This is a genomic window from Desulfobacter postgatei 2ac9 (assembly GCF_000233695.2).
Lineage (GTDB): Bacteria > Desulfobacterota > Desulfobacteria > Desulfobacterales > Desulfobacteraceae > Desulfobacter > Desulfobacter postgatei.
In genome coordinates this window covers 1587703-1611098 of record NZ_CM001488.1, presented here as the reverse complement: position 1 = coordinate 1611098, position 23396 = coordinate 1587703, and the positions used below count along the sequence as shown (strand labels likewise).

The 23396-nt window shown below is 46.9% G+C and carries 24 protein-coding genes; 8 read left to right on the top strand and 16 right to left on the bottom strand.

Annotated elements, in window-relative coordinates:
* Positions 1 to 24: 24 nt before the first annotated feature.
* Together gmd and DESPODRAFT_RS07380 are read right to left on the bottom strand one after the other, a co-directional pair.
* Entirely contained in the window at positions 25 to 1152 is a 1128-nt protein-coding gene (gmd, locus tag DESPODRAFT_RS07385; protein ID WP_004072493.1) for a GDP-mannose 4,6-dehydratase, read from the bottom strand.
* Positions 1153 to 2130, bottom strand: coding sequence for a GDP-mannose 4,6-dehydratase (locus DESPODRAFT_RS07380; RefSeq protein WP_004072490.1), 978 nt, complete (start codon positions 2128 to 2130; stop codon positions 1153 to 1155).
* A gap of 283 nt (positions 2131 to 2413) precedes the next feature.
* Here DESPODRAFT_RS07380 and DESPODRAFT_RS07375 point away from each other — a divergent pair, with 283 nt between their 5' ends.
* Together DESPODRAFT_RS07375 and DESPODRAFT_RS21450 are read left to right on the top strand one after the other, a co-directional pair.
* On the top strand, positions 2414 to 3061 hold the full coding sequence (locus tag DESPODRAFT_RS07375; protein WP_004072488.1) for a hypothetical protein: 648 nt from the start codon (positions 2414 to 2416) through the stop codon (positions 3059 to 3061).
* On the top strand, positions 3045 to 4319 hold the full coding sequence (locus tag DESPODRAFT_RS21450; protein WP_004072486.1) for a DUF4214 domain-containing protein: 1275 nt from the start codon (positions 3045 to 3047) through the stop codon (positions 4317 to 4319). The genes DESPODRAFT_RS07375 and DESPODRAFT_RS21450 overlap by 17 nt, the downstream gene beginning before the upstream one ends.
* A gap of 63 nt (positions 4320 to 4382) precedes the next feature.
* Here DESPODRAFT_RS21450 and DESPODRAFT_RS07365 read toward each other — a convergent pair whose 3' ends face one another.
* Both DESPODRAFT_RS07365 and DESPODRAFT_RS07360 read right to left on the bottom strand, forming a co-directional pair.
* Positions 4383 to 5636: a hypothetical protein gene (locus tag DESPODRAFT_RS07365; RefSeq protein WP_004072484.1), complete on the bottom strand. Its 1254-nt coding sequence runs from the start codon at positions 5634 to 5636 to the stop codon at positions 4383 to 4385.
* 66 nt (positions 5637 to 5702) lie between these two features.
* Positions 5703 to 7676 carry a BACON domain-containing protein gene (locus tag DESPODRAFT_RS07360; RefSeq protein ID WP_004072482.1) on the bottom strand — a complete coding sequence of 658 codons (1974 nt, stop codon included), beginning with the start codon at positions 7674 to 7676 and terminating at the stop codon, positions 5703 to 5705.
* Between the two features lie 286 nt (positions 7677 to 7962).
* Here DESPODRAFT_RS07360 and DESPODRAFT_RS07355 point away from each other — a divergent pair, with 286 nt between their 5' ends.
* Positions 7963 to 8658 (top strand): SapC family protein, encoded by a 696-nt coding sequence (locus tag DESPODRAFT_RS07355; RefSeq protein WP_004072481.1) that lies wholly within the window; start codon positions 7963 to 7965, stop codon positions 8656 to 8658.
* A 21-nt stretch (positions 8659 to 8679) separates the two neighbouring features.
* A complete protein-coding gene (locus tag DESPODRAFT_RS07350) occupies positions 8680 to 8943 on the top strand; it encodes a hypothetical protein (protein WP_040015891.1) in 264 nt (87 codons plus the stop codon).
* A gap of 272 nt (positions 8944 to 9215) precedes the next feature.
* Here DESPODRAFT_RS07350 and DESPODRAFT_RS20970 read toward each other — a convergent pair whose 3' ends face one another.
* Positions 9216 to 10004 (bottom strand): transposase, encoded by a 789-nt coding sequence (locus tag DESPODRAFT_RS20970; protein ID WP_052314675.1) that lies wholly within the window; start codon positions 10002 to 10004, stop codon positions 9216 to 9218.
* Between the two features lie 49 nt (positions 10005 to 10053).
* Complete coding sequence (locus DESPODRAFT_RS20965; RefSeq protein ID WP_052314674.1) at positions 10054 to 10575, bottom strand: hypothetical protein; 522 nt, start codon at positions 10573 to 10575, stop codon at positions 10054 to 10056.
* A gap of 109 nt (positions 10576 to 10684) precedes the next feature.
* On the opposite strand from DESPODRAFT_RS20965, the gene DESPODRAFT_RS07340 reads away from it, so the two are divergent.
* Positions 10685 to 11650, top strand: a complete 966-nt coding sequence (locus DESPODRAFT_RS07340; protein WP_337833563.1) for a glycosyltransferase — start codon at positions 10685 to 10687, stop codon at positions 11648 to 11650.
* Between the two features lie 32 nt (positions 11651 to 11682).
* On the opposite strand, the gene DESPODRAFT_RS07335 is transcribed toward DESPODRAFT_RS07340, so the two are convergent.
* From DESPODRAFT_RS07335 to DESPODRAFT_RS20960, 5 genes are all read right to left on the bottom strand, one after another.
* Complete coding sequence (locus DESPODRAFT_RS07335) at positions 11683 to 13269, bottom strand: M10 family metallopeptidase C-terminal domain-containing protein (protein WP_004072480.1); 1587 nt, start codon at positions 13267 to 13269, stop codon at positions 11683 to 11685.
* A gap of 333 nt (positions 13270 to 13602) precedes the next feature.
* Entirely contained in the window at positions 13603 to 14763 is a 1161-nt protein-coding gene (locus DESPODRAFT_RS19370) for a hypothetical protein (RefSeq protein ID WP_004072479.1), read from the bottom strand.
* 689 nt (positions 14764 to 15452) lie between these two features.
* Entirely contained in the window at positions 15453 to 15974 is a 522-nt protein-coding gene (locus DESPODRAFT_RS07325; protein ID WP_004072478.1) for a hypothetical protein, read from the bottom strand.
* 64 nt (positions 15975 to 16038) lie between these two features.
* Positions 16039 to 16269 (bottom strand): hypothetical protein, encoded by a 231-nt coding sequence (locus DESPODRAFT_RS21710; RefSeq protein WP_353740118.1) that lies wholly within the window; start codon positions 16267 to 16269, stop codon positions 16039 to 16041.
* Positions 16245 to 16658, bottom strand: coding sequence for an ISAzo13-like element transposase-related protein (locus DESPODRAFT_RS20960; protein WP_004072477.1), 414 nt, complete (start codon positions 16656 to 16658; stop codon positions 16245 to 16247). Before DESPODRAFT_RS20960 ends, DESPODRAFT_RS21710 begins: the two co-directional genes overlap by 25 nt.
* Before the next feature lie 53 nt (positions 16659 to 16711).
* On the opposite strand from DESPODRAFT_RS20960, the gene DESPODRAFT_RS20955 reads away from it, so the two are divergent.
* Positions 16712 to 17320: a transposase gene (locus DESPODRAFT_RS20955; RefSeq protein WP_004072476.1), complete on the top strand. Its 609-nt coding sequence runs from the start codon at positions 16712 to 16714 to the stop codon at positions 17318 to 17320.
* 193 nt (positions 17321 to 17513) lie between these two features.
* Here DESPODRAFT_RS20955 and DESPODRAFT_RS07310 read toward each other — a convergent pair whose 3' ends face one another.
* The 3 genes from DESPODRAFT_RS07310 to DESPODRAFT_RS07300 all read right to left on the bottom strand — a co-directional run bounded on the left by DESPODRAFT_RS07310 (position 17514) and on the right by DESPODRAFT_RS07300 (position 20024).
* Complete coding sequence (locus tag DESPODRAFT_RS07310) at positions 17514 to 18587, bottom strand: Rpn family recombination-promoting nuclease/putative transposase (protein WP_004072475.1); 1074 nt, start codon at positions 18585 to 18587, stop codon at positions 17514 to 17516.
* 281 nt (positions 18588 to 18868) lie between these two features.
* A complete protein-coding gene (locus tag DESPODRAFT_RS19945; RefSeq protein ID WP_216594047.1) occupies positions 18869 to 19594 on the bottom strand; it encodes a hypothetical protein in 726 nt (241 codons plus the stop codon).
* Positions 19485 to 20024 carry a hypothetical protein gene (locus DESPODRAFT_RS07300; RefSeq protein WP_004072472.1) on the bottom strand — a complete coding sequence of 180 codons (540 nt, stop codon included), beginning with the start codon at positions 20022 to 20024 and terminating at the stop codon, positions 19485 to 19487. The genes DESPODRAFT_RS19945 and DESPODRAFT_RS07300 overlap by 110 nt, the downstream gene beginning before the upstream one ends.
* A gap of 376 nt (positions 20025 to 20400) precedes the next feature.
* On the opposite strand from DESPODRAFT_RS07300, the gene DESPODRAFT_RS21705 reads away from it, so the two are divergent.
* The gene (locus DESPODRAFT_RS21705; protein WP_083843552.1) at positions 20401 to 20628 is read left to right on the top strand and encodes a DUF4160 domain-containing protein; all 228 of its coding nucleotides are present in this window, start codon (positions 20401 to 20403) and stop codon (positions 20626 to 20628) included.
* Positions 20625 to 21119 (top strand): DUF2442 domain-containing protein, encoded by a 495-nt coding sequence (locus tag DESPODRAFT_RS07295; RefSeq protein ID WP_004072471.1) that lies wholly within the window; start codon positions 20625 to 20627, stop codon positions 21117 to 21119. Before DESPODRAFT_RS21705 ends, DESPODRAFT_RS07295 begins: the two co-directional genes overlap by 4 nt.
* An 817-nt stretch (positions 21120 to 21936) precedes the next feature.
* On the opposite strand, the gene DESPODRAFT_RS20950 is transcribed toward DESPODRAFT_RS07295, so the two are convergent.
* The gene (locus DESPODRAFT_RS20950) at positions 21937 to 22329 is read right to left on the bottom strand and encodes an RpnC/YadD family protein (RefSeq protein ID WP_245532038.1); all 393 of its coding nucleotides are present in this window, start codon (positions 22327 to 22329) and stop codon (positions 21937 to 21939) included.
* A 132-nt stretch (positions 22330 to 22461) separates the two neighbouring features.
* The gene (locus tag DESPODRAFT_RS20945) at positions 22462 to 22992 is read right to left on the bottom strand and encodes an Rpn family recombination-promoting nuclease/putative transposase (RefSeq protein WP_245532037.1); all 531 of its coding nucleotides are present in this window, start codon (positions 22990 to 22992) and stop codon (positions 22462 to 22464) included.
* Positions 22993 to 23396: the final 404 nt, after the last annotated feature.

The window sequence follows — 23396 nt, the reverse complement described above, 5'->3', positions numbered from 1 at the left end:
AGCCTGCCCCCGATGCCCGACAAGCTATTCATCGTAATTGCACACCGTAAAGCCCTCTTTTCGGCAAAGGGCGTCCCGGCCCGCCTCTTTCATATCATGGGCCACCATCTCCTTAACCATATCCTCAAAAGAAATACGGGGCTGCCAGCCGAGTTTTGATTTTGCCTTGGCAGGGTCACCCAAAAGGGTTTCAACTTCAGCAGGCCTGAAATACATGGGATCAACCCTGACCACCACATCTCCCGGGGTCACATCGGCAGCACCGCCCCCGGCTTTGTATGGGGCAACAGCCTCGACAATGCCTTGTTCATCCACCCCGGCGCCTTTCCATGCCAGGGTAATGCCCAGATGTGCGGCGGCAATCTCCACAAATTGCCTTACGGAATGCTGAACACCGGTGGCAATGACAAAATCTTCGGGTTTTTCCTGCTGAAGCATGAGCCACTGCATTTCCACATAATCCTTTGCATGCCCCCAGTCCCTTTTTGCATCCAGGTTGCCCAGGTAAAGGCACTTTTTAAGCCCAAGGGCAATCCTTGCCAGGGCTCTGGTAATTTTACGGGTGACAAAGGTTTCTCCCCTCAAGGGGGATTCATGGTTGAACAGGATGCCGTTGCAGGCATACATGCCGTAGGCTTCCCTGTAATTGACCACAATCCAGTAGGCATACAGTTTTGCCACGGCATAGGGTGATCTGGGATAAAACGGGGTGCTTTCGGTCTGGGGGAACTGTTGCACCTTTCCGTAAAGTTCTGAGGTGGATGCCTGATAAAACCGGCAATTTTCATGAAGACCAACTATTTTAAGGGCTTCAAGCATGCGAAGGGTCCCAACGGCATCGGTATCGGCAGTATACTCGGGCGCCTCAAAGGAAACCGCCACATGGGACTGGGCTGCAAGGTTGTATACCTCATCGGGCTGAATCTGCTGCACCAGCTTAATCAGATTGGAAGAATCGGTCATGTCCCCGTAATGGAGCATAAGCCGCCTGTTTTTTAAATGTTGATCCTGGTAAAGATGATCAATCCTGTGGGTATTGAAAGAGGAGGCACGTCTTTTTATGCCGTGAACCTCATATCCTTTGCCGATCAAAAATTCAGTCAGGTAAGCCCCGTCCTGTCCGGTAATACCGGTAATTAACGCTTTTTTCATTTATAATCCTAATTGGTTCCCTTCGATGTTCAGTTCGGCTTCAACCATCATCCTTGCCACATCATATCCGGTGAATTTGGCTTTCCATCCCAAGCGGTCTTCGGCCTTTTGGGGATTGGCACGGATGGTCGCAATATCAGAAGGCCGTAAAAACCTGTGATCCGTTGTAACATATTTCTTCCAGTCCAGATTAAGCCGTTGAAAAACGGCACGGATAAAATCTTCCAGGCTTATGGTCGTGCCCGTGGCAATAATATAATCGTCCGGCGTTTCCTGCTGGAGCATTTTCCACATGGCCACCACATATTCCGGTGCCCAGCCCCAGTCCCGTTCAATGCCGATATTACCTAAAATCAGTTCGCTGCATTTGCCATGGGCAATACGGCAGGCGGTTTTCACAATCTTTTGTGTGACAAACTGTGCAGGCCTCAGGTAGGATTCATGATTGAACAAAAGTCCTGTGCAGGCAAAAATACCATAGGCATCACGATAAGCTGCCACCTGCCAGAATGCGCAAGCCTTGGCGACCCCATAGGGACTGGCGGGGTTAAACCGGGTTTCCTCGGTGGCGACCTGACCCTTTATATTTCCAAAACAGTCACCCGATCCGGCATTATACAATTTGACAGGCAAATTAAGTGTCCGGACCGTTTCAAGGAGATTCAATGTACCCATGCTGATTCCCTCAAAGGTAGCTACGGGTTCCTCGAAAGAGCGGGAGACCGAACTCTGCCCGGCCAGATTGTAAATCTCATCAGGTTTATATTCTTGAACAATCTGCTTCACATGGTCAAAATGGCCGATTGAGGAGGGAATCAACTCAATCCTGTGCCTGATATTCAGCAGATCAAGATTATTTAGAAAAGCGTTCCCGGTATTTCGGCAGACCCCGATCACCCGGTATTGTTTTTCCAGCAGCAGCCGGGATAAAAAAGCGCCATCCTGGCCTGAAACCCCAAATATAACAGCGGTCTTCATCACCTACCCTAAATAATATATCACCTGTAAAATTATTATCTTTAAAAAACCCTTAACCAATGAGAAGAAAAGATATCGACCCGGCAACTGCCCAGGTAAAGGTGGGTCTATATATCAACCATCAGGTTTCAACGCAAGTTTTTCATCGGTATGAAAGCCTTTTTTCTATACTCTGTTAAGCTATTGCCTATGGTGTTGATATGTCAATAATGAGGTTGTATAATTAAATAATCACCTCAAAAATTTGAGATTTAAAATCTGTTTTAAAACCAAAGGAAGCCACATGAAATCAGACAAACAACGCCTGTTGACGATACTCCTCCTGGTCCTCACAAGTACGCTGCCCCTTTCAACAGTTTATGGAGCAAGCGTCTTAAAAATAACCATGGATGAACTGCTTACAGGATCCGAATTTATATTCGAAGGGCGGGTATTGTCTGTGGAATCAAAACAGACCGGACCCAAACGGATCCACACCTTTGTCACCTGCGAAATCAAAGAAATCATTAAAGGGGAATACCCGGAACAGACAATTACCTTAAGATTTCTCGGTGGAGCCGTGGGCAATCTGACCATGGCCGTCAGCGATATTCAAATTCCCCGAGACGGGGAACGCGGTGTTTACTTTGTGGAATCCCTTGAAAGAAACCAGGTTCATCCGTTGTACGGCTGGAGCCAGGGACATTTTACCGTGACGGCAGACGATACCGGGATAGAGAGGATAATGACTTCAAAAAACCAGCCGGTAACCAGGATCTCCTTTGACGCGGACAGCGTGCAGCCGTCAAATGAGACAAGGCGCGTTAAAGCCTTCAGTAGAGGGGTGGCAACAGGTGTAACTGTTGAACAAAACCGGGAAGAGACAAAAGGGCTGCCCTTGAACGAGTTTAAACAGGCATTAAGGAAACGATTAAATGAAACCAATCCATAAGCTGAAATCTCACAAGACCTTCACCCTGATCTGTCTGCTCTGTTTTGCAACACTAATGACGCCGGATGTCGGAGCCTATGAATTGGCGGCCTATCGCTGGCCAACAGCTTCTGCGATCTTTCATGTGGATATCCCGGGCGAAGACGGCCTGTGGAATGATGCCTTTGAAAGCGCCATGTACCAATGGAGTGTGAACACAAGCTTTGAATATTATATTGTCAGGGAGACCTACTCGAATCCTTGCCGGGAAGATGATGAAAGAAACGGGGTCGGTTTCGCCGCTTCGGACTGCGGTGACGCCTGGGGCCAAAACACCCTTGCCGTCACCCATATCTGGTATGTCGGTGATACCATTACTGAAACCGATATTGTATTTAACGCCAATCAACACTGGGATGTTTATTCCGGCCCATGGTCCTATTCATCCAACGATTTTACCAGAATTGCCATACATGAACTCGGACATGCCCTTGGCCTGAACCATGAGAACAGCGGGATTGACTCGATCATGGCATCCTATGCCGGAGATATCTATCTTCCCCAGGAGGATGATATCGCAGGGGTTGCCGCCATATACGGAACGCCGGATACCACCTATTACCGGGACTGGGACGGTGACGGATACGGGGATACCTATTCGCCTTATACGACGGCCAACCGGCCTTCCGGCTATGTTATCAACGATTGGGACTGCAATGACAATGATGACACCATCCATCCCGGGGCCGCGGAAACCCGGCACGACGGTATTGATCAGGATTGTGACGGTGCTGATGTAACAAATTCAAAAAGAACCCAGGTGGCCAAACTTTATGTGGCCAGCTTTAACAGGGCTCCTGCGGATGCCGGGATTGAATACTGGACCAATTCATCCTTTACCATTGAGATGATTGGCAAAAGTTTTTTCGACCAGCCTGAAACCCAGACACTGTATCCGGCGGAAAATACGGATACCGAGTTTGTCCAGGCCATCTTTAACAATCTTTTCAACAGGGACCCGCTCCAGGCAGGCCTTGTTTACTGGGTGCAGGCCCTTGCCAACGGGGTGCCAAGGTATGTCATGATCGAAGCGGTGAAAAACGGGGCCGCCGGCACCGACCTGATCATCATGGAGAACAAGGCCGAAGTCGGCCTGTACCATGCCAATCTGGGCCTGAGTGCCGGCAATTTTTATCTTTACGATATCACCGAAGATGCGGCAACAGTGGAAGCTGCAAAGCAGGAAGTGTACGACTTATATCGTCAAACCATTGACTGATCTACTCGAAGGAATCGGCAAAAAGCAAGGGGATTTTTTCAAATCCCCTTGCTCGTAAACAAATTATCGTTCAGTACTTCCGGCGCTTGAAACCGGATCAAGCTGTGTTCGGTTTTTAATTGTCCTGGCCGGAGAATCCACATAAATGGTACCCGTGCTGTCAATCGGATATTTATGCAGCCCACCGTAGGGGGTAACATAAAGGGTCCCGTCATCATTTATGCGGACAATGCGCCGATTATTCTCTGTGGCGGCAAAACTATCCACAAGGCGCTCGCATACCTGCTGAATCGCATGGCTCATCAACGTATCCGCATCTTTTTTACTGAAAACGCTCTCGGTCATTGTTTTAACCTCTGAGCGGTTGGTCCACACGATACCACCGGTTCTTGTGTCCTGAACAATCATCCTGAGCTGGACCACCGCGTTGTCAACACGGCCGCCCTTATGCGCCAGATGGGCCACAGCAGCCCCGGCAACGCCCCAGATCGCCGTATTCCATTCTGCGTAACTGGTACCGCCTATAGCAGACAGGCCTCCGTCAAAACGGGGGTGGGCGTCGGAAAGCACCGTATCGGCTGAGGACTCTTCAATAGGCCAGCCACTTGGGGCAATAGCCGCCCCCAGCAACCCGCCGATGGCCATTTTATCGATCATCTCATAATTTTCAGACTCGGCGATACCAAAGGCGGTTCGGCTTCCGAAATTGAAAAAAAATGGAAGCACACCGGTTTGAAGCGGATTAAAACTGTCTTCGCGGCCGGTCTTAAACACCATGATCCGTCCCCGGACAATATAATCCGCATCAAATGTTCGGCCGATATCCCTGATAACCCCGGCATCCAGGGCAATTGTTTTATATTCCGATGCCATATCGCGGCTATATTCCGCTTTTCTCTTTTTCGCGTTTGACACCAAAACATTTGCAATTTCAACCTTCATCTCATCGGACCACTCTTTTTCAAGTTCGGCTTTAAGCATGGAATCTGCGGATGACGGCTTTCTGGTCATCTTCTCCTGGTTAATGATTTTTTTATCCGTCAAATAGGATATGACATCTTCATTAATAACCGGCATATACCCATATCGAAGGATTTCGTCCTGGAGCGATTCCATTATGAGCACATTCCGGCGCCAATATCCCATGGGAGAATCGGACGGGGTATAATCGGCAAAGGGCAGAATCACAATCTTTTTTCCCTCCCCAAAAGATGCCGTTTGAACCATCGGGTGAATCGAATCGACTTTCGTGGTGCCGCAGGAGGCAAACAATGCTGCCGCCAATAAGCTTATTACCCCGGCCCATACTATTTTCATTACACACTCCTAAATCAAAGATAAATATGGCATTTTGAACGCTTCAAGCCGACACCTTCAGCACTTTCAGGGAAACGTAAGTTGCCATAGTGGCCGTTGGGCCTCAAAGGTCTCCCAATCAGAGGAGGTGCCTCGCCAGGTGTATCGCCATTGTCCCGACATCTGGCTGCCGGAGAGGCGTTGTATTTGATATGTATAATAAATTCCCCCTTCTTGCTCAAAAAACAATTGATATAACCAGTTACTCCCGTCACCGAAGGAGACGCGAACCGGCATATTCTCCCACGAGGCGGTATAGCCGGGCTGACCGTCAATAATCCGCTCAACGGTTAACGGAGCGAAATCGTACACATAATAGGAGCCCTTGTAGGCTTCGGTCACTGTCCATTGGCCTTCCAGGGTCTGGAGGCTGATCAGCAGACGTTGAATTTCCACGGCAGATGACAGGTTGTTTCCGATTCTCAGGCTGACCACCACTGTGCCGTAGCTGCCGATCATCTGAAGCGGGCCAACGGGGATATATGAAACCGGCCCGTCCGCATAGGAAAGGTCATCCGCCCCGGAGACTTTGATGCCGTTCTCATAGGCCAGGGCCAATGTGCCGGTTTTGGTCATTGCGTATACCATTCCGGGCTCCATGTCCCGACGCTCCAGCAGCACATAGGCACGTTCATTCAGACTGCAGTACGCATCCAGGCTGTCCAGGAGAGTGTTGTTCGGATCAATCCAAGCCCCCCCTGCCGCCTGGCATGTCGCGGCAGTCGGATAGTGCGCAATGTCCTCGGGAACGGGAATCTGGACATTGATAAGACTTGATTCAGCCGCTTCCATCTGGCTGTAGGAGCTTGTAAAATCCACGACCGGCAGATACACCGCGTCCCCGGGTTCTCGAATGTTGATGGTGATGGGAATTTGAAACTGAACTTCTTTATCCAGGTCGGAAACCGTGATATAGCCGATGTAGGTTCCGTAATCCATGGAGGAAAGAATTTCGGCGTTCGGGGTCACCTCCACCCAGCCATAGGGATCGGTGATAATCACCGTCCCCGAATCGCCTGCAGCATTATAAAGTTCGGCAGAAACAAACCCCATATCACTGGCTGCCGTCCACCCGGATTCAAATCCAAAAACCTGCAGCCGCTGCGCCGAAAAGCTCAAAGCGGTGTCAGCGGTACTTTTCTCAACCGTCCAATAGAGCTGGGAGGGCGAAACCGCAGGTTCAGCAGAAGAGAGGATGGTCGCATTAACGGTCAGGGTCACGGCTTCAACATTCAGGCTTGAACGAAAGGTGATGATGCCGACGGCTGCATCCGGAACACCGTCATTATCGGTGTCAGTGTTCAAGTAAATAGCGCCCGGGTCCACCCGAAGGGAAATCGTTGTATCTCCCGATCCCTCATCATCAGATAAGACCAGCCAGCCGACATCTGTCCGGGCACTCCAGAGGTAACCGGTTGATTTGTTGGGATCGGCATTGGCAATGGTGACGGGAAAGGTTTGCTGGGACGTATTTTGATCCGTCATCTGCAAATCCAGTTTGGTGGGGGAAACGGTCAGCAAATCCCCTATGCTTCGGATCACATTAATCGTCACCGGAATCGTTACCGGTTCGGTGGCAGGATCAAGCCCGGAGAAAATGGTCACATTGGCGCTCCATAAACCGGAACCCATGGTTTCGCTGATTGTGGCAGTTGCCGTTATACTTCCGGGGGCAGTACTCTCTGCAGGTTCCAGGGTCAACCAGGTCGCATCGCAGGAGGCCGTAAAGACGGCCTCTTCATCCGAATCTGAAGTTGTAGTTTCACCCGTATCCGGATCTACAACTTCCACTGAATCATCTGGTACAGGTCCGCCGACAACGGAAATAGTGAAGGCGTAGGGCCCGGCTGGAGAACCGGGAAGCACTCGTACCGTACCCAGGTCGACTTCCGCAGGTGAAACGATAAATGCACCAGGTGTAAATGCAAAACTAAACACAGGCAGCCAGACCATCAGAAATGATCCGGCAATTATTCGTAAGGTCCAAGAAAAAAAGGTCATACGTTTTTTACCCCCTTAAGTCATATTGGAGTGTAATGAGTTAACGACATTTGAGTCACTTGGGTTAACACGGGCTGAGCAAACTTTTTAGGATTACCGAATTCTAGAATAAATCTTTCGCCTTTGTCAAGTTAAATATCGTACCACACCTCTGCTCAAAGCTTAAATACCCTGCCGCCCAAGGATCGGGTTTTAGAATAGAGTCCTTGTCATTACGGTTGTTATATGATAGAAAAATTCCCGCAGTTGGCAGATAAACTATCATTAAAATAAGGTGTTATAAATTATGAATAAACATATTGAGGCCCTGACTCACTCACAGCATAAAGATTTAAGACTTTCCAAGATTACTTCATTTTCCTTTGCCGCAAATATTTCTTCCGTTAAGCTTTCGTTGTCAGAATTGCGGAAAGCCTCTCTTTACTATCCCATTGTTTTTTTAAAAGGCAATCCGACTCTGCCCCAGGCCTTGCTTTCCCTTGAGCCCGGTAACAATAATTTTATAGATGACAAGGGAAACTGGAAAGTTCCCTATATACCGGCGTATTTCAGGTTGTATCCGTTCGCGCTTGCGGCCATCCAGAATCAGGAAGAAAAGCTTGCCTTGTGCATTGACCCGGAAGCCGAGCATTTTAAATCAGGCATGGGAGACCCTCTTTTCACAGCTGACGGCAAATTAACCGAATTTGTCCAAAAGATTTTAAAATCCCTGGAAGTGTATCAAAAAGAGATTGCACTGGCCCAAGCGCTGTTTAAATCGCTTGATAAACAGGGACTGATTGTTGACCGGGCTTATAAGTATCGTGTCAATCAGGCTGAAAAAAGCATTCAAGGGTTTAAAGGTATTGATATGAAAAAATTGCATGCAATGGATGATAAGCCCCTTGCGGAATATGTGAAAAACGGTACCATGAAAATGGTCTATGAAGTGAATGATTCATTGTCGAACTTTTCAAAATTCATTGCCCCGGTACAAAAATAAGGAAGGCAAAAAAAAAGCTCCATGAAACCCAATATTTTATTTGTTCATGCAGTTTGCCCTGCCCAGTTCAGTGATTTATGTGAGTATTTGAACACCACGGGAACCGCAAACGCCTATTATATGACAACCCCCGGCAATATAGAACGCAACAAGCATCGGTATAGAAATCTTATACCGCTAATGCCGGTAGGGAATATGATGGCTCCCAACAGTTGTTATTATTCCGGTAAAGTAGAACGGGCAGGGAAAGTTGGTGCAGGGTTATTTCGGGGACTAAAAAAATAATCAAATTTCTTAGGATAGACCTGGATTCCCGGCATAAAATTTGCTTAGCCAACCCTTGCGCTCTGATACATAAAAATCTGCTGAGGCTTGGCCTCTGCAAACCCTGACCCAAGATCATATTTGATGACTTATTGGCCAGCAATCTTAGCTAATCCATTTTTTTACTGAACTATACTTGATTACCCATGGTCAAATCACGCCAGATAGGCACAGTTCACCATTAGCGCTCTGCGCATAACTTCTCCATCCCGATTTTTTACCCAATAATGTGCTTATCCTGGAGAACAACGTAACCGGTACAATACGTTCTCAGCCAATTGGGCAAACGGGTTGATCTTACCAAATGAAATGCTCCACCGCCGACCACTATATATTAAACGGCCAGCCATATACATTAAATCCTGCATAACTGTTCTTAACCTCCTTCGTGAGACTTTTTTTCTACGGTTGATCGGAAGATTGTTCTCATCCTGCTCCTCAAGGCTAATTTGGCCTATGATTCTAAGAATGTTATACGCCAAAAGAGCAAGATGGAGAATCAGGCTGTTGCTGCTAAAACGGCAACTGGGGAAGCGTTCTAACCCAAGATCACTTTTGATTTCTGAATGAAATTGTTCACTGGTTCCATGATCATGGTATAAATTGATGACCTCTTGGGGGCTCAGCCCGGCGATGGTAACCCAATAGGTCTCGACTTCAATTGTGGGAAAAAGCAGGGGCTCCCCTTTTTCTTCATATCGTTCAGTCACTTTGAAGACAATCGGACGTGGCAATGCCCGCCCTTTTGGGTCAACAGTTGTTTGCCCGACCCACACACTTTTGTGTCCACAGCGAATCAATCTAACGCTTTCAGTATTCTGGGCCAGGATAAGCCAACCATCCAAAGATTCTTTACGTAAATTGCGCTTAACCAAGACATCAACACCTTCGCATGTTTTTATTACTTCAAAATTATCCTGACTGTCATTTCCTGAATCAAGACGGATAAGAAGAGGTTCCTGGGTAATCTGCCTGGTTAATTTTAATATTTCTTGAATGAATTCCGGGGTGTTTTTTGACAATGCTGGCTGCCTTCTCTAAGCTCTACATTGATTAAGTATCCTTCAGTTCCTAAATATCCGAACATTGGTGCATAGCCATCACAGCCTTTGTATGTCCTGGAAACTCCCTCTTTTTCGTTTTTGAATTGTCAAAAGGGCTAACGTCCAGATCTAAGGGAATATAATTGCCGACACTCGTCTGAACCGGTGAAATGGCGGGTGCTTTGCCTCGAATCATTTCAACTGAAGCCTCCTTGATAAGTTCATTGGCAGATTCCCCGATCAGGTCAATGCGTTCACGCAATGTTGATTGAGAAGGACAATTGCTGATTCCCAGAGATTGTGTAAAGAAAAATGGATCCTGCCTGAAAATTTCAATAGCGATATAGTCTGGCTTACCAACACAAATAAGTCCCAACATGGACGAAAGGATCTCTCCATGAGAAATATTAGGATCAACACAATGTACATCCGGTAAATTTTTGAACCGCTGGGCAAAATTAATCGACTTAAGCAATGCACCTACAGGGAGCAATCCGCTTTGACTGACAAGGTTTTCATTTCCATGTTTTACATTGATAGTGGTCGGCATCGGTCTTCACCTCCGAAGTGAATGTTTTTTTAATGCCATTGTATTAATTTTATATTAAAATTTCAATATGTTATAATTAAAAAAGCAATCTTTATGCCGCTAACTCAGGATAGACATAATCGTTGCCCATGGCTCCTGGGCATCGCCGCATCTGATTTTTGACGAATTTGACATTCCCATCATTACTTACATCGAGTTTCCATCCTACGCCGACCACGGCTGGGACGCAAAATATCCACCGACGGAGGCACAACGCCTGACTGACAAAAACATGCAGATGCTCTCCTATTATCAGGTGATGAAAAGCCAAAAAACCATCGTGCCCAGTGAACATGCGAAAAAAATGTTTCCCAGAAAACTTCAATCCAGTATAGTGGTCCAGTTTGAAGGATTTGATCTTCATAAAATTGCCCAGCGGGAACCGGCCAATATCCAACTGCCGAAAGGCGTGAAAACAATCGGTTTTGCAGCCAGGGATCTCAGTTCGGCTAAAGGGTTGGAAGTCTTCATTAAAACGGCCGAACACCTGAGTAGATCCAATCAAAAGATTCACTTTGTAGTTATTGGTGATCCAAAGTCAACAACATATGGCTATGAAGGGGTCTTCCTCGAAAAAAAATATGGAAAAGGGAATCCAATCACCTTTATTGACCACTTATTTAAAACCCATAACTTGAACGGAAAACACTTCACCCTGACCGGTAAATTGCCTTACCCGGAATATTCTGATCTCCTCCACAAAATTGACCTGTTTTTATATCCGGTACAATACGGCAGCGGTAACTGGGGGCTTTTGGAACTTTTGATCAGAGGCTGTACGGTAATTGCTTCAAACCGATGCTACGTCAATGAAATTATAGATCATAATGTCAACGGAATTTTGATCAACAGTAATGATCCCCAGGAATGGGCCAATTCAGCTTTGGCGCTCCTTGAGGATGATGCCCAAAGGAGCGCGTTGGGGAACAAAGCCCTTGAAATGGCTTCTGACTATTATTTACCTGCTGTTTCAAAACATTATATGAAAATATTTACCGAAACGATACAACGTCATAAAAAAACTACGCCACCATAGTGTAAAGGACTCGGAAGGTGAGCCCTGCCCGTTCACACTATTGTGTATAGCCGATCTGCAAACTGAATCCCCGCAATCCCTTGCATCTGGACGGAGAAGTCATCTCCGACCAGGAGCACAGAATCCTCGAAAAATCCCAATTCCACCTGATCCATGATGTATTGCTCCAGCACCACCAGATCATATCCGCCGCCGCCCACAACCGTATCAAAACCGCCCGCCCCCAGATAGAAGAGGTCATCGGCTGGACTGCCCGTCAGAGAATTGTCCTGGGCATTGTCAGTAATTCGGTTGCCCGCAGGACCACCGATCACATTTTCGATCATAGTTCCCCAGGCAATGCACAGGGCGTTTTCTCCTGTGTAAATATTGGCGCTTTGGCCGGTGAATACATCTGCCACCCAATCGTCGTAATAGCTGGTGCCCAACTGGCTTTGGTACACGGCCTGCTGGTCGGCAATCTGAGTATCAATATCCCTAAAATTGATATCACTGTGGGTGCCGGGAGTCAGATCTATCACGTTATAGTATCCAGTACCGCTGAAATCCAGAACATCATCCCCGCCTGCATCCCAGATGCTGGTATAAAAAGGCGCATATCCAAAAGTATATGTCGTATCGGATGGCCGGGAATTCGTGTCAGGGCCGTAAACCGCCTGGAGCGCCGCGATATCATAAAGCATAAATTGATCCGGTGTCACCATGCGATATGAAACACTCACATTGCTGCCTGATCCGGTCAGGGTTCCTGAAAATTGCGGCACCCACGGTCGGAAATCCGTATAAGACATCACTGTGTTGGCACTGTGATCTTCACCGGCAGGCAATATGGATGCTCCTTCGAACGGATGGGCCAATCCCAGGGCATGACCCAGCTCATGGACAATAGCGCTTCGGCCGGCGCCGTAAGGTTCTATATTTCCGCTTTCTGTGTCCGTACCGATATGAAGGCCCAGAAAGATATCGCCGCCCACACGGGAACCCGGAAAATAGGCATAAGCAGGGGTACCTGCATCGGTTTCCACCATATTGAACCGTATCTGGCCACTGATGGAAACTTTTTCAATATCAGGCAGAATAATCCAGTCGGTGGTGGAGATCACCTCATCTGCGACATTCCGCACAATGGACGTCAGCGGTTGCCAACCTGCTGTGTCGTCGGTATCGATATACTCCGGCGGTAAGATTTCGTTGAAGTTGTAGGTAATGGGATCAGAGGAATCCTGGAAATTCAGCCAGCTGTCGCCTTCATACAAAGCCGCTATGATATAATTATCAAGGGATAGCAGATTATCATAGTCTATGTCGGGAATTGTGATACTTTTGCCCAGGGCTGCTGTCATTAGATCGGCATCGTCATTGTTGGTATCATGAGATGTTGCTTCAATGAGCGCTGCATTTGTTTCAACAGTACTGCTTAATTCGCCGATCGTCGTGACATCATTTATCGCGGTACTGAAACCGCTCATGGCGATGGCGGCAGCCAGTTTACTGTAAGTTCCATTATCAATCATCTGCTGCAGTTTCACAGACAAAGTATTGAAGATAAGGACGTTAATCTCCACGCCAGTCGTTTCAATGATGGAATTTAAAAGATTTTCTCCTGTCAGGGTCACCATCTATGTTTCTCCTTAATATTTGCGTTATAGGATTGACAATTGCTATCATTGAAAATGGTTTGCTGTCGGCTGTTCCCGTGCGGGGGTGAGAAGAAGAACATGATGATGATAATTTAAAGTTACAACATAGTTTAATATAGTTAACCCGTATCGGCGCTTGGCTTCAAAAAGCCATTGAATCCATCTATGACGGTCTTTTGAAAATTTCAGCAAAAATTCGCGTTTATGGCATTGATGGGTGATATGCCAAGTATGACCTGGGATATAATGTCGTTTACTTCTGGCCAAAGCGTACCCTTTTCAATCAGTGTGGGCGCATTCCCATTTTCCCGGTTATGCAGCTAACAATGAAATATGTGAATTGGCCATTTGTTTCAAGCAGTTCCATCGTCCTGATTTATAGTATGAGCGCAGCATGAGGATTTTCTCCGCATTTTCCCTATACCAAAAAATGCAGGGACCTTTGAGCCTCAGATTGACCACTCTTCGAATCGAACTTTCAATCGCACCACTGCCAATCGGCAAATTCAATGCCTTGACAGTTGGAAAAGCAAGGCGGTGCCTATTACGTACAAAGTAATCTCGTTCTGTCTTTATGGCTTTGCTGTTCCGACCTCGACAAAGAGTCTGTACTACTTGTACGACCGTTTCCGATTCACCTTTTAGTAAAAAGCGTCGCTGTTTTGAGACCCAGGATTTACGTTCTTTGGCTGACCAGCTTTTTCGCAAGCCTGCAACCTTTCCCAAATGCTCTACTGCATGATAAAAATCAAGGAGCTCATACACTCTCTCCGGATTCAACCCCAATGCCTTGATCAGATCAGGGACTCGATTCCAGATCCAATGTGCCCCGTCCGCAACAAACAAGACCTTGTCTGCTTCTTGGATGCAAAGTGACTCCAAATAGCTCTCCAGCAATTGAAACAAGCCATCAGGATCATTAAAACCCCCATCAATAAAGGGGGTAAAACTTTTTTCTTGTTTCCCGTGGGCATCGACAACATAGATGATTAAGAGTTTGGGTTCTCTCCAGGCCCCATGATATCTGCCTCTTCCTTTGGAAGTCTTGGGACCTCGCTTTTTTTCCCGCAATCGAGTACGGCCACCATCGGCGCTGATGACAACCCGACGACCTTGAAGGTTGTCCTTTTCATTCAAGGGAATCAGACCCATTTGCTGTACCACCCTTGCCCGTTCCGCATAACGGTACGCCAATTTCCGGATTACCTTTACATTCAAGTCAACGCCGTGATCACAAAGGACCTGCCGGACCTCTTCAAAGGAACTCAGTAAAGCTGACCAAGCGCTGACCATCGCCGCCAAGACCAGTGTACATCGATCATGAATTCCAAGCAAGGCTAAACCAGCATACAACCCTTTATGTCTTTTTCCATTTCGACGGTCGCAGGCTCGCCGGTAGTATCGAACACGGATTTGGATCGTGCCGCCGGAAGTAGTTTGAATTTGAACTGTTTCAAAACCTTCACTTTTCATGCGGCCAGGCCAACTACTCACCAACTCTTTTTCCTGTTCGTTATGCTCTGGAGAGTTCAAGCTGGTTTGGACTTTTTTTTAGCATCAACGTGGCTAAACGATTGGTATAGCTTAAATTGGTATAGCTTAAAATTTCCTGTTCAACCTGAATTAACTCTTCCGGACTGCGAATTAGCCGCTTCTCTTTGTCCAGCTGTTTCAATAATTCATATTTCTTCTACGGTTTCACAGGTTTCGGCTTTTTTGAGCTTCATGCTGTTTTCTTTCCCATCGAGTTATCGTTGAAGGAAAGCATAGCTGCTTTTTGTTAAAAATGATAGGCTGTTTTGAAACCGGCAAAATGGGAATGCGCCCCTTTTATTCTGCTCAGTGGAGGCTGGCCAACCGATGGGTGAGATATCAGCTGGAATAGTTGGTATTATACCATCGACTTGACCAGCCTTTACATTTCCCAATATTGTGACATTGTCTAATCCCAAAAAACTGGATCATCGAGTATAAGACTACGAGCATTGTCAGGGTGACCGTAGTTCTCTCTGAATACCTTATCGTGGGGGTTATTTACCCCTATATTATTTTCTTTGTCTGTCATGGGAAAATTTTACCCGGACGGGCTATTTCAGTCAAGGTGTATCCTGAAAGCCAAGGTAATAATCAAGGTTTGAACCCAACTCCACAACTCCATGCTTCTAAAGCAGCGCCAATCCCCTCAATATTTCAGCAAATTCAGGATTCTTTCCGGCATATTGTCTCAATGCCTCAAGCTGCCTTCTTAAAAGTGAACCATCCGAGTGTTCCAAATCCAGATCATCCAGAATTTTACGTTCCAGCCGATTGACCTGTTCAATCACCGGCTTCACCATAGTACGACGATCCCAGGCAATATAACCAAAAAGTGCCACAATCAACGTGATGAGAGATCCAAAAAGAACAAGCATCGTATTATTTGAATCATCCTGTCTTTTGTTTAAATCATCCAGTCTTTTATTAAGCGCTTCCTGGGCCGATTTCATTTCAGTCCTGAGGGCCTCCTGGCCTGATTTCATTTCAGTCCTGATCGCTTTCTGACCCTCTTCCAGAACAACAAGCTTTTCTATGATCTCACGATCTGATATCCGGGGCGCTATCTCCACAGCCGATAATGACATCGGTAAAAACAGATGAAGAAATATGAATACGATCATCACACGGTTCAATAGGTTTGATTTCATCTCCCTCCCCCCCTTTTTTACTTCAACCAGCGATCACTGGTAGACTTTTTCACATCAATCGCTATCAAATAATTATAACCATCAGGGCATTGATTAGCAACCACCCAAAAAAGAAAACAGCCCACACTTGCGATTCTTTACCCGATTGCCATCGACTTTGATGATAATAAAACCGGGATTTGCCCTTTCGAGAGTAGTCGCCGACATGGACGGTGGCTTTGGTGTCCACGCTGATGCGAACCGTTTTGGGGTCCGAATCAGCTTCGGTATTTACCTCATGGACATTTTTGAAAATCTGGTCTGTCCATTCGTTTTTTTTTGAACTTTGGTTTTTGCCACGCTTCGCAGCCTGTAACCCTGGCGCAACAAAATCTCCGAGAGCGTGCGCACTGCGGACACCTGCTCTTCCGGCCAACCCTTTTTCAACAGGGCATCGCGTACAGCTGCCGCTGTCATTTTCGTATACGCCAAGGTGGTACGCAAATGGGGATCGGCATGGCTTTGGGGAACTACGATCTCATGAATATCCTCGATCATTTGTGGATATTTGTCCTCAGTCCTGGGCTTGTGTCGTGTGGAAATGTCGTTAAGGCACACAATACCTGTTCTCAGTTCGTTTATCCCCATCTCTACGGGTACACGCCCCCATCCGAATAGGTCTTTTCGCAACCCGGGGCTTGCCATCCAAGAGCCTATTTGTTACATCCGCCATTGCCTGCCGACGCTCAGGCCAAGGGATGCGCCCAACCAGAGAGCAAACCATCTCCACGACTTCCGGTGTTATCCCGTTCTTCTCCACTGTCGATATCTTCATGACCTTTTATCGGGAAGGAGCCAAAAAAGCCAAAGCGCATTGTGGTTTTGACATTAACCATGGCATCCTTACTCAAGTATACCTGACAGACGGGAACGGAGCTGAACGCCTTTTCATTGATCAAATTCTTACTGAAGGACAAACCGGCGTTATGGACCGGGATTACCAATCCCATGACATTTTTGATTTGCTTCAGGGCAAAAACAAACATTTTGTTTGTCGGATAAAGTCCAAAACGACAAGGACAATCATTGAACAATATCCAACGGAAAAAGGCAGTTATATTTTTTATGATGCATTAGTGCTTCTTGATGAGATCAACTATGCGACCCAAGGCTGGTCAGCTTACTTTCACTACCAGCACAGCACGAAAGTGATGGCTCGGGTCAAATGGTTTACCGAAGAAAGGGTCCGTAAGCATTTATGCGTACGGCATAAAGTTCGTACCAGGACAAATGGGTATAAACGGTTCTCTACAGATTTTCTGTACAACAAGTTGTATTTGTATACAATTCCAACTTACGCAAAGTGAAAAAGGGCGCAAGCCTTACGATGAAGAACATCGGAAAGCCGTGTACGGAAAAACCGTATGCACGATTTGATGAGGGAGCGTTGAGGATGCAAGGCATTTGGAACATGTAGTAGCCGCGTGCGGCAAGGCGTCTCGAATATAAAAAGGGCTGAAGAAAACCGCCGAATCAGTACTCTACTCTACCCTGAATTCCCTATAAGATTTCAGAAACATCCTTTGCCGTTTTAATGGCTTCCTTAATTTTTATGAGGGTATCAAGATCCTTGATTTTTTTTACCTCTGCCATTACCTGGTCAACCTGATCCGGGAATTTAAGGATCATCCCCAGTTCAATGGCATCCATCAACCCTTCAAGTTTGCCTTCAAGTTTACCTTCAAGTTTGCCTTCAAGTTTGCCTTCAAGTTTGCCTCTGATTTCCCCTCTTATTTCCCCTTCTTTACGAAGTCTTTCGGCAAGTGTCATGATATACTCTCCTTCCTTTGCGGAAAGCGCCTGCTCGGCAACTTCCCTGATTGCTTCAGCGGATATGTCATCCATTGTATTAAACAGATACCTCAGCACTGTTTCAAGATATTGAAGCCCGGTCTCCTTTTCCATCAAGCTCTTCATGAGCGACAATATGGCCGGCAATTTTTTCTGCAAATCCGGGTCAAACACATGCTTGAAAAGCAACAAAACCACCCTTGCCATGACCGTTCCTTTTATATCTTTATCTGTGAAACGGGTCAGATCATGGAGCTGAAAGCCAAAATCAGGAATATAGCCTGACAGCTCATCCACAGGACCTGACAAAAACGAAGATAACCGGACTTTATCTTCAGGCCAGGACCTCTTTCCATGGCAGATCAAAAGCGGGATCACAATGGGCAACGCTTCTTTTTTCTTCTTCTGCTGCTTTATAAAAAGGCGCCATATCTTCACCATGTATTCCAGGATCTGGAGATGCACGTGCTTATCATAATAGCTCTTATGCTCAAACAGAACATGCACAAAACCGGGCTTTCCCGACAACATTACCTTGTAAAGCATATCTGAATAGTAATCCGACAGCTCCTTTTCCACAAAGCTGTCCTTGCTGATTTCAAGGGTGTCAAGATCCATCAGGCGCAATACATCGTGCGGCAGGTAGTGGTGCAGAAAACTCCTGGCATTTTCAAGGTTGCTCCATGTCTCCCGGAAGAGCTTGTCATGGGGATTGCTCACATCGTTCATGCTGCTGGTGCTGGTGTTTTCATTGTTCATGGAACAAATTTTAGACAGTTTCATAGGGAGAGTCAAGGCGTAATAATTGTTACCCCAATCTCCCCAGTAAGATCTCCTCCGAATTCGCTATTTCCCCCGGCATTTCGATTGCCCTGCCCTTATGGTGAATTGCCATTGCAATATATTAAATCTTTGGTAAAATCTATTTTTAACAATGGACCCGGCTTTGCCTGGAGGAATCATGATTAAACAAGAGGAAATCCTCACTTACCTGAGACGATTCAAAAACAAAAATCAAAAACAATACAGCATCCTTAAAATCGGCATTTTTGGTTCGGCGGTACTCACCCGCTATTACTTTGATTATGAAACGGCTCAAATTTAGCGGTCAGAAGCTCTCGAAATGTCCAGACATGATTCGTCAGTCCGGCAGCCATTCCAGGGGTTCGATGTTGCCACTTGGGGTGAATCAATCCCAAGGCGAATGTTTCCTGCTCAGACAAAGGTAAGCGCAAACTCATATGTGGCCTGGCAAAATTATAGAAGGCTTGAAAGAAGGTCACACGCCGTTTCATTTGGGTCCGATCCTTACAGAAACACTGGCTTTTTCGCACCAGAGGCGCCAGGGCATGACGAAGCGTAAGATTGAGACGTTCAATCAAACTGGTACTAATCGACAGCCCCAGTTCCGCCAGACGCCCCGCACCGCAGCAAACCCGATACACCAACTCTTGAAGTCGCCCCTGACGCTTTTTTTTGATCAGCTGGCCATAGACCAAATTCGGGTGAGGTTCCTTTACCGGGTCCTTGGGACGGCCTTGCTTTCCTGTGCGCGGAAACGTTTTCAGGGTATGGTAGACCTCAATCAGAGCCGACAGATAACAACTGAATCCATCACTGAAAAAGCACGGTACGCCAGAGACCACGGCTGCCGTCATCAATATTAGTTGCAAGGCACTCTCAAACGTTCTCGGGCCGACAAACGTCGCCAGGATGAGGCGAAACTCCGGAGCAAAGCTGATCCATACCCACTGCCGCCCGTCCTCGTTCAGGTCGCTGCTTTCCCCCATCCGCCTCGGCCTGCTGTGCATGCTTACGCTTGATAAAGCTCCACATTTCATCAAGTTGCACTTCGGTGACCGGCAAGTCTCTGAGCAGGTGCGTGTTAATCTCATGAGCTTTTTGCGCAGCACGATCAAGCCACATCAAAACCGTTTCTTCATTGACGCCCAAGACAAAGCCAATGTCCGTCAACCCGACTTTGACCAGGAGCATCTTCAGGGCCATCATCACCTTGTCTTCCGGGGTCCGCAGGTCAAAGAAGACGGTATCACGTGTCTCAGCAAAGCAGTGATCACATTTGTTGCAATAAAAGATACGTCGTTTTCCGCTCTGGATCATATAGGTCGAAATGGCGCTAATGTTACCTCGGTTCATCAGCCGATAATGGGAACAGTCCGGGTTTGGGCATGGCTGGCCCCACTCCTTGGGTTTTCGCATGGCTCAATCCTCCAATCAATTCGGTATATATATCCAAACTGATAGGATAATTGGCATTTTTTCTTTTTCAAAGTATTACCGGGTGAGTACCGCATTTTTGGGGTCAAAAAGGGTTGTTAGGCCATATTTGGACCATTCCCATGTTTTTTTATGAGTAATATCAATACTTATCTCGGTCCGACCCCGAATCAAAGAGCATGTACAGACCCCGAATCGCAGAGGGCAGAACCGAATCGGGTAAATTAAGGGTAATAATCAAGGTTTGACACCATTCTTCCCTCTAATGTACCCCACCGAACGACAATTACATAAGGTGTCTCTGGAATTCCTTTACTTTTTTTCTTGAAGTAGAGCAACAGTTGCTCTATATTGAATTATGCCGAGCCTGAAACGATTCGATAATTGTCGGGTAGTGATGTACCGAAACGACCATCCCCCACCCCATGTCCATGTAAAATTGCATGATGGGCGAGATTGCATGGTCGATATCCAAACATTGGAAATCAAAGGCCGGATAGCTGAACGGGAAATCCAGCCAACGTTGGCCTGGATTTCCGTAAAACAAGCGTACTTGCTCGACGAATGGCGGAGGTGTAACCCATGAATGAGTATTTTTTTCCTAAATTGCAGGCTGTTGAGGCTCTAACGGCTTACCGCCTGCGTACCACCTGGAGTACTGGTGAAGTCCTGGATGTCGATGTCGAATCCATCCTGAGCAAACATACCGATCTCCAGCCCATCCTCGACCCCGAGGTATTCATCCGTGTCCACATTGGTGAATGGGGCAACAGCGTCGAATGGTTCGACGAAGAGTTTGGCGCCGATAACGTTTACGCCTGGGCCAAAGAACAAGCCGGCGCGGTGAGCCACGAGATGTTCAATGAGTGGATATACCGAAACGATCTGTCGCTCTCCACCGCGGCTGAAGCCCTGGGAATCAGCCGTCGAATGGTCAGCTATTACCGCACAGCGCACAAAGCCATTCCGCGCACTATCTGGTTGGCCTGCCTGGGATGGGAAGCCACCAAACCCCGGGCTCGCGCCCTGCCCCGAGTTTTACCGACTGCAAAGCAATACGCGGCACTTCACGAATAACCTCCAAATATTTTCTGGCTTTATAATGTACGCCACCGAACGGCAATTAAGTATGGTGTTCGTATGCCGTAACAACTGTAGTTCTAACAGGTTAAAGTCCTGAAGGAGGAATTATCCGTACGCCTTCTTAGCACCGGGAAGCAGCGTCTGGGTAACCAGGGGTTGTAAGTTTCTTATGGGCAAAGATGCAGGCCGTAACGAAAGTGAACCTATATGTAGCCTCGTCAACTAATTGAAGATGCCGACCTTTTGGACATCAAGGGAAGGCCGTAGTGCCTGGGAGTAGAAAACGCAAATCCTTTCAGGTGATCTTCCGGGGTAGCAGGGATGGCATGTGTCGGAAGAATTGCAGTGCAGTGCGGGAGACCCAATGCGGTTACGGTGAAGGGCCGTTAACTGATGGATATAAGGATATCCGAAATTCCATGGGGCTGTATTGGGAGTCGGAGGGGTTCATAGTACCGATTGAGGCTGAGGGACAACATAACCCCGGCCAAGGAAAGGGACCCTACTTTGTTCACGTAACTAACGAGCGGAGGATCAGGAGATTGCAATATGCTACTAACTCCGGATAGGATCAGTACGCTTCAGAGGAAGCTTTATTGTAAGGCCAAGCCAAGCAGTCAAAGAGCGCAAGCCTTACGATGAAGAACATCGGAAAGCCGTGTACGGGAAAACCGTATGCACGGTTTGATGAGGGAGTACTGAGGATGCAAGGCCTTTGGAACACGTAGTAGCCGCGTGCGGCAAGGCGTCTCGAATATAAAAAGGGCTGAAGAAACCGGCCGAATCAGTACTCTACTCTACCCTGAATTCCCTATAAGATTTCAGAAACATCCTTTGCCGTTTTAATGGCTTCCTTAATTTTTATGAGGGTATCAAGATCCTTGATTTTTTTTACCTCTGCCATTACCTGGTCAACCTGATCCGGGAATTTAAGGATCATCCCCAGTTCAATGGCATCCGTCAACCCTTCAAGTTTGCCTTCAAGCTTACCCCTGAGTTCCCCCCTGAGTTCCCCCCTGATTTCCCCTCTGATTTCCCCTTCTTTACGAAGTCTTTCGGCAAGTGTCATGATATACTCTCCTTCCTTTGCGGAAAGCGCCTGCTCGGCAACTTCCCTGATTGCTTCAGCGGATATGTCATCCATTGTATTAAACAGATACCTCAGCACTGTTTCAAGATATTGAAGCCCGGTCTCCTTTTCCATCAAGCTCTTCATGAGCGACAATATGGCCGGCAATTTTTCTGCAAATCCGGGTCAAACACATGCTTGAAAAGCAACAAAACCACCCTTGCCATGACCGTTCCTTTTATATCTTTATCTGTGAAACGGGTCAGATCATGGAGCTGAAAGCCAAAAATCAGGAATATAGCCTGACAGCTCATCCACAGGACCTGACAAAAACGAAGATAACCGGACTTTATCTTCAGGCCAGGACCTCTTTCCATGGCAGATCAAAAGCGGGATCACAATGGGCAACGCTTCTTTTTTCTTCTTCTGCTGTTTTATAAAAAGGCGCCATATCTTCACCATGTATTCCAGGATCTGGAGATGCACGTGCTTATCATAATAGCTCTTATGCTCAAACAGAACATGCACAAAACCGGGCTTTCCCGACAACATCACCTTGTAAAGCATATCTGAATAGTAATCCGACAGCTCCTTTTCCACAAAGCTGTCCTTGCTGATTTCAAGGGTGTCAAGATCCATCAGGCACAATACATCGTGCGGCAGGTAGTGGTGCAGAAAACTCCTGGCATTTTCAAGGTTGCTCCATGTCTCCCGGAAGAGCTTGTCATGGGGATTGCTCACATCGTTCATGCTGCTGGTGTTTTCATTGTTCATGGAACAAATTTTAGACAGTTTCATAGGGAGAGTCAAGGTGTAATAATTGTTACTCTGCCCCCTATCTCCTTGTCTTCTATATCAGTATTTTTGACCCTAAAAAATCAATTATAGATAGGATATGGAGGGGATATTAAATCCAATTTAATTTTATTTCAATTGGTTAGCATGTCCAGACCCCGAATCGCACAGGGCAGACCCGAATCGGGTAAATTAAGGGTAATACTCAAGGTTTGACACCATTCTTCCCTCTAATCTACCCCATCGAACGCCAATTACATAAGGTGTCCGTATGCCGTAACAACTGTAGTTCTAACAGGTTAAAGTCCTGAAGGAGGAATTGTCCGTACGCCTTCTTAGCACCGGGAAGCAGCGTCTGGGTAACCAGAGGTTGTAAGTTTCTTATGGGCAAAGATGCAGGCCGTAAC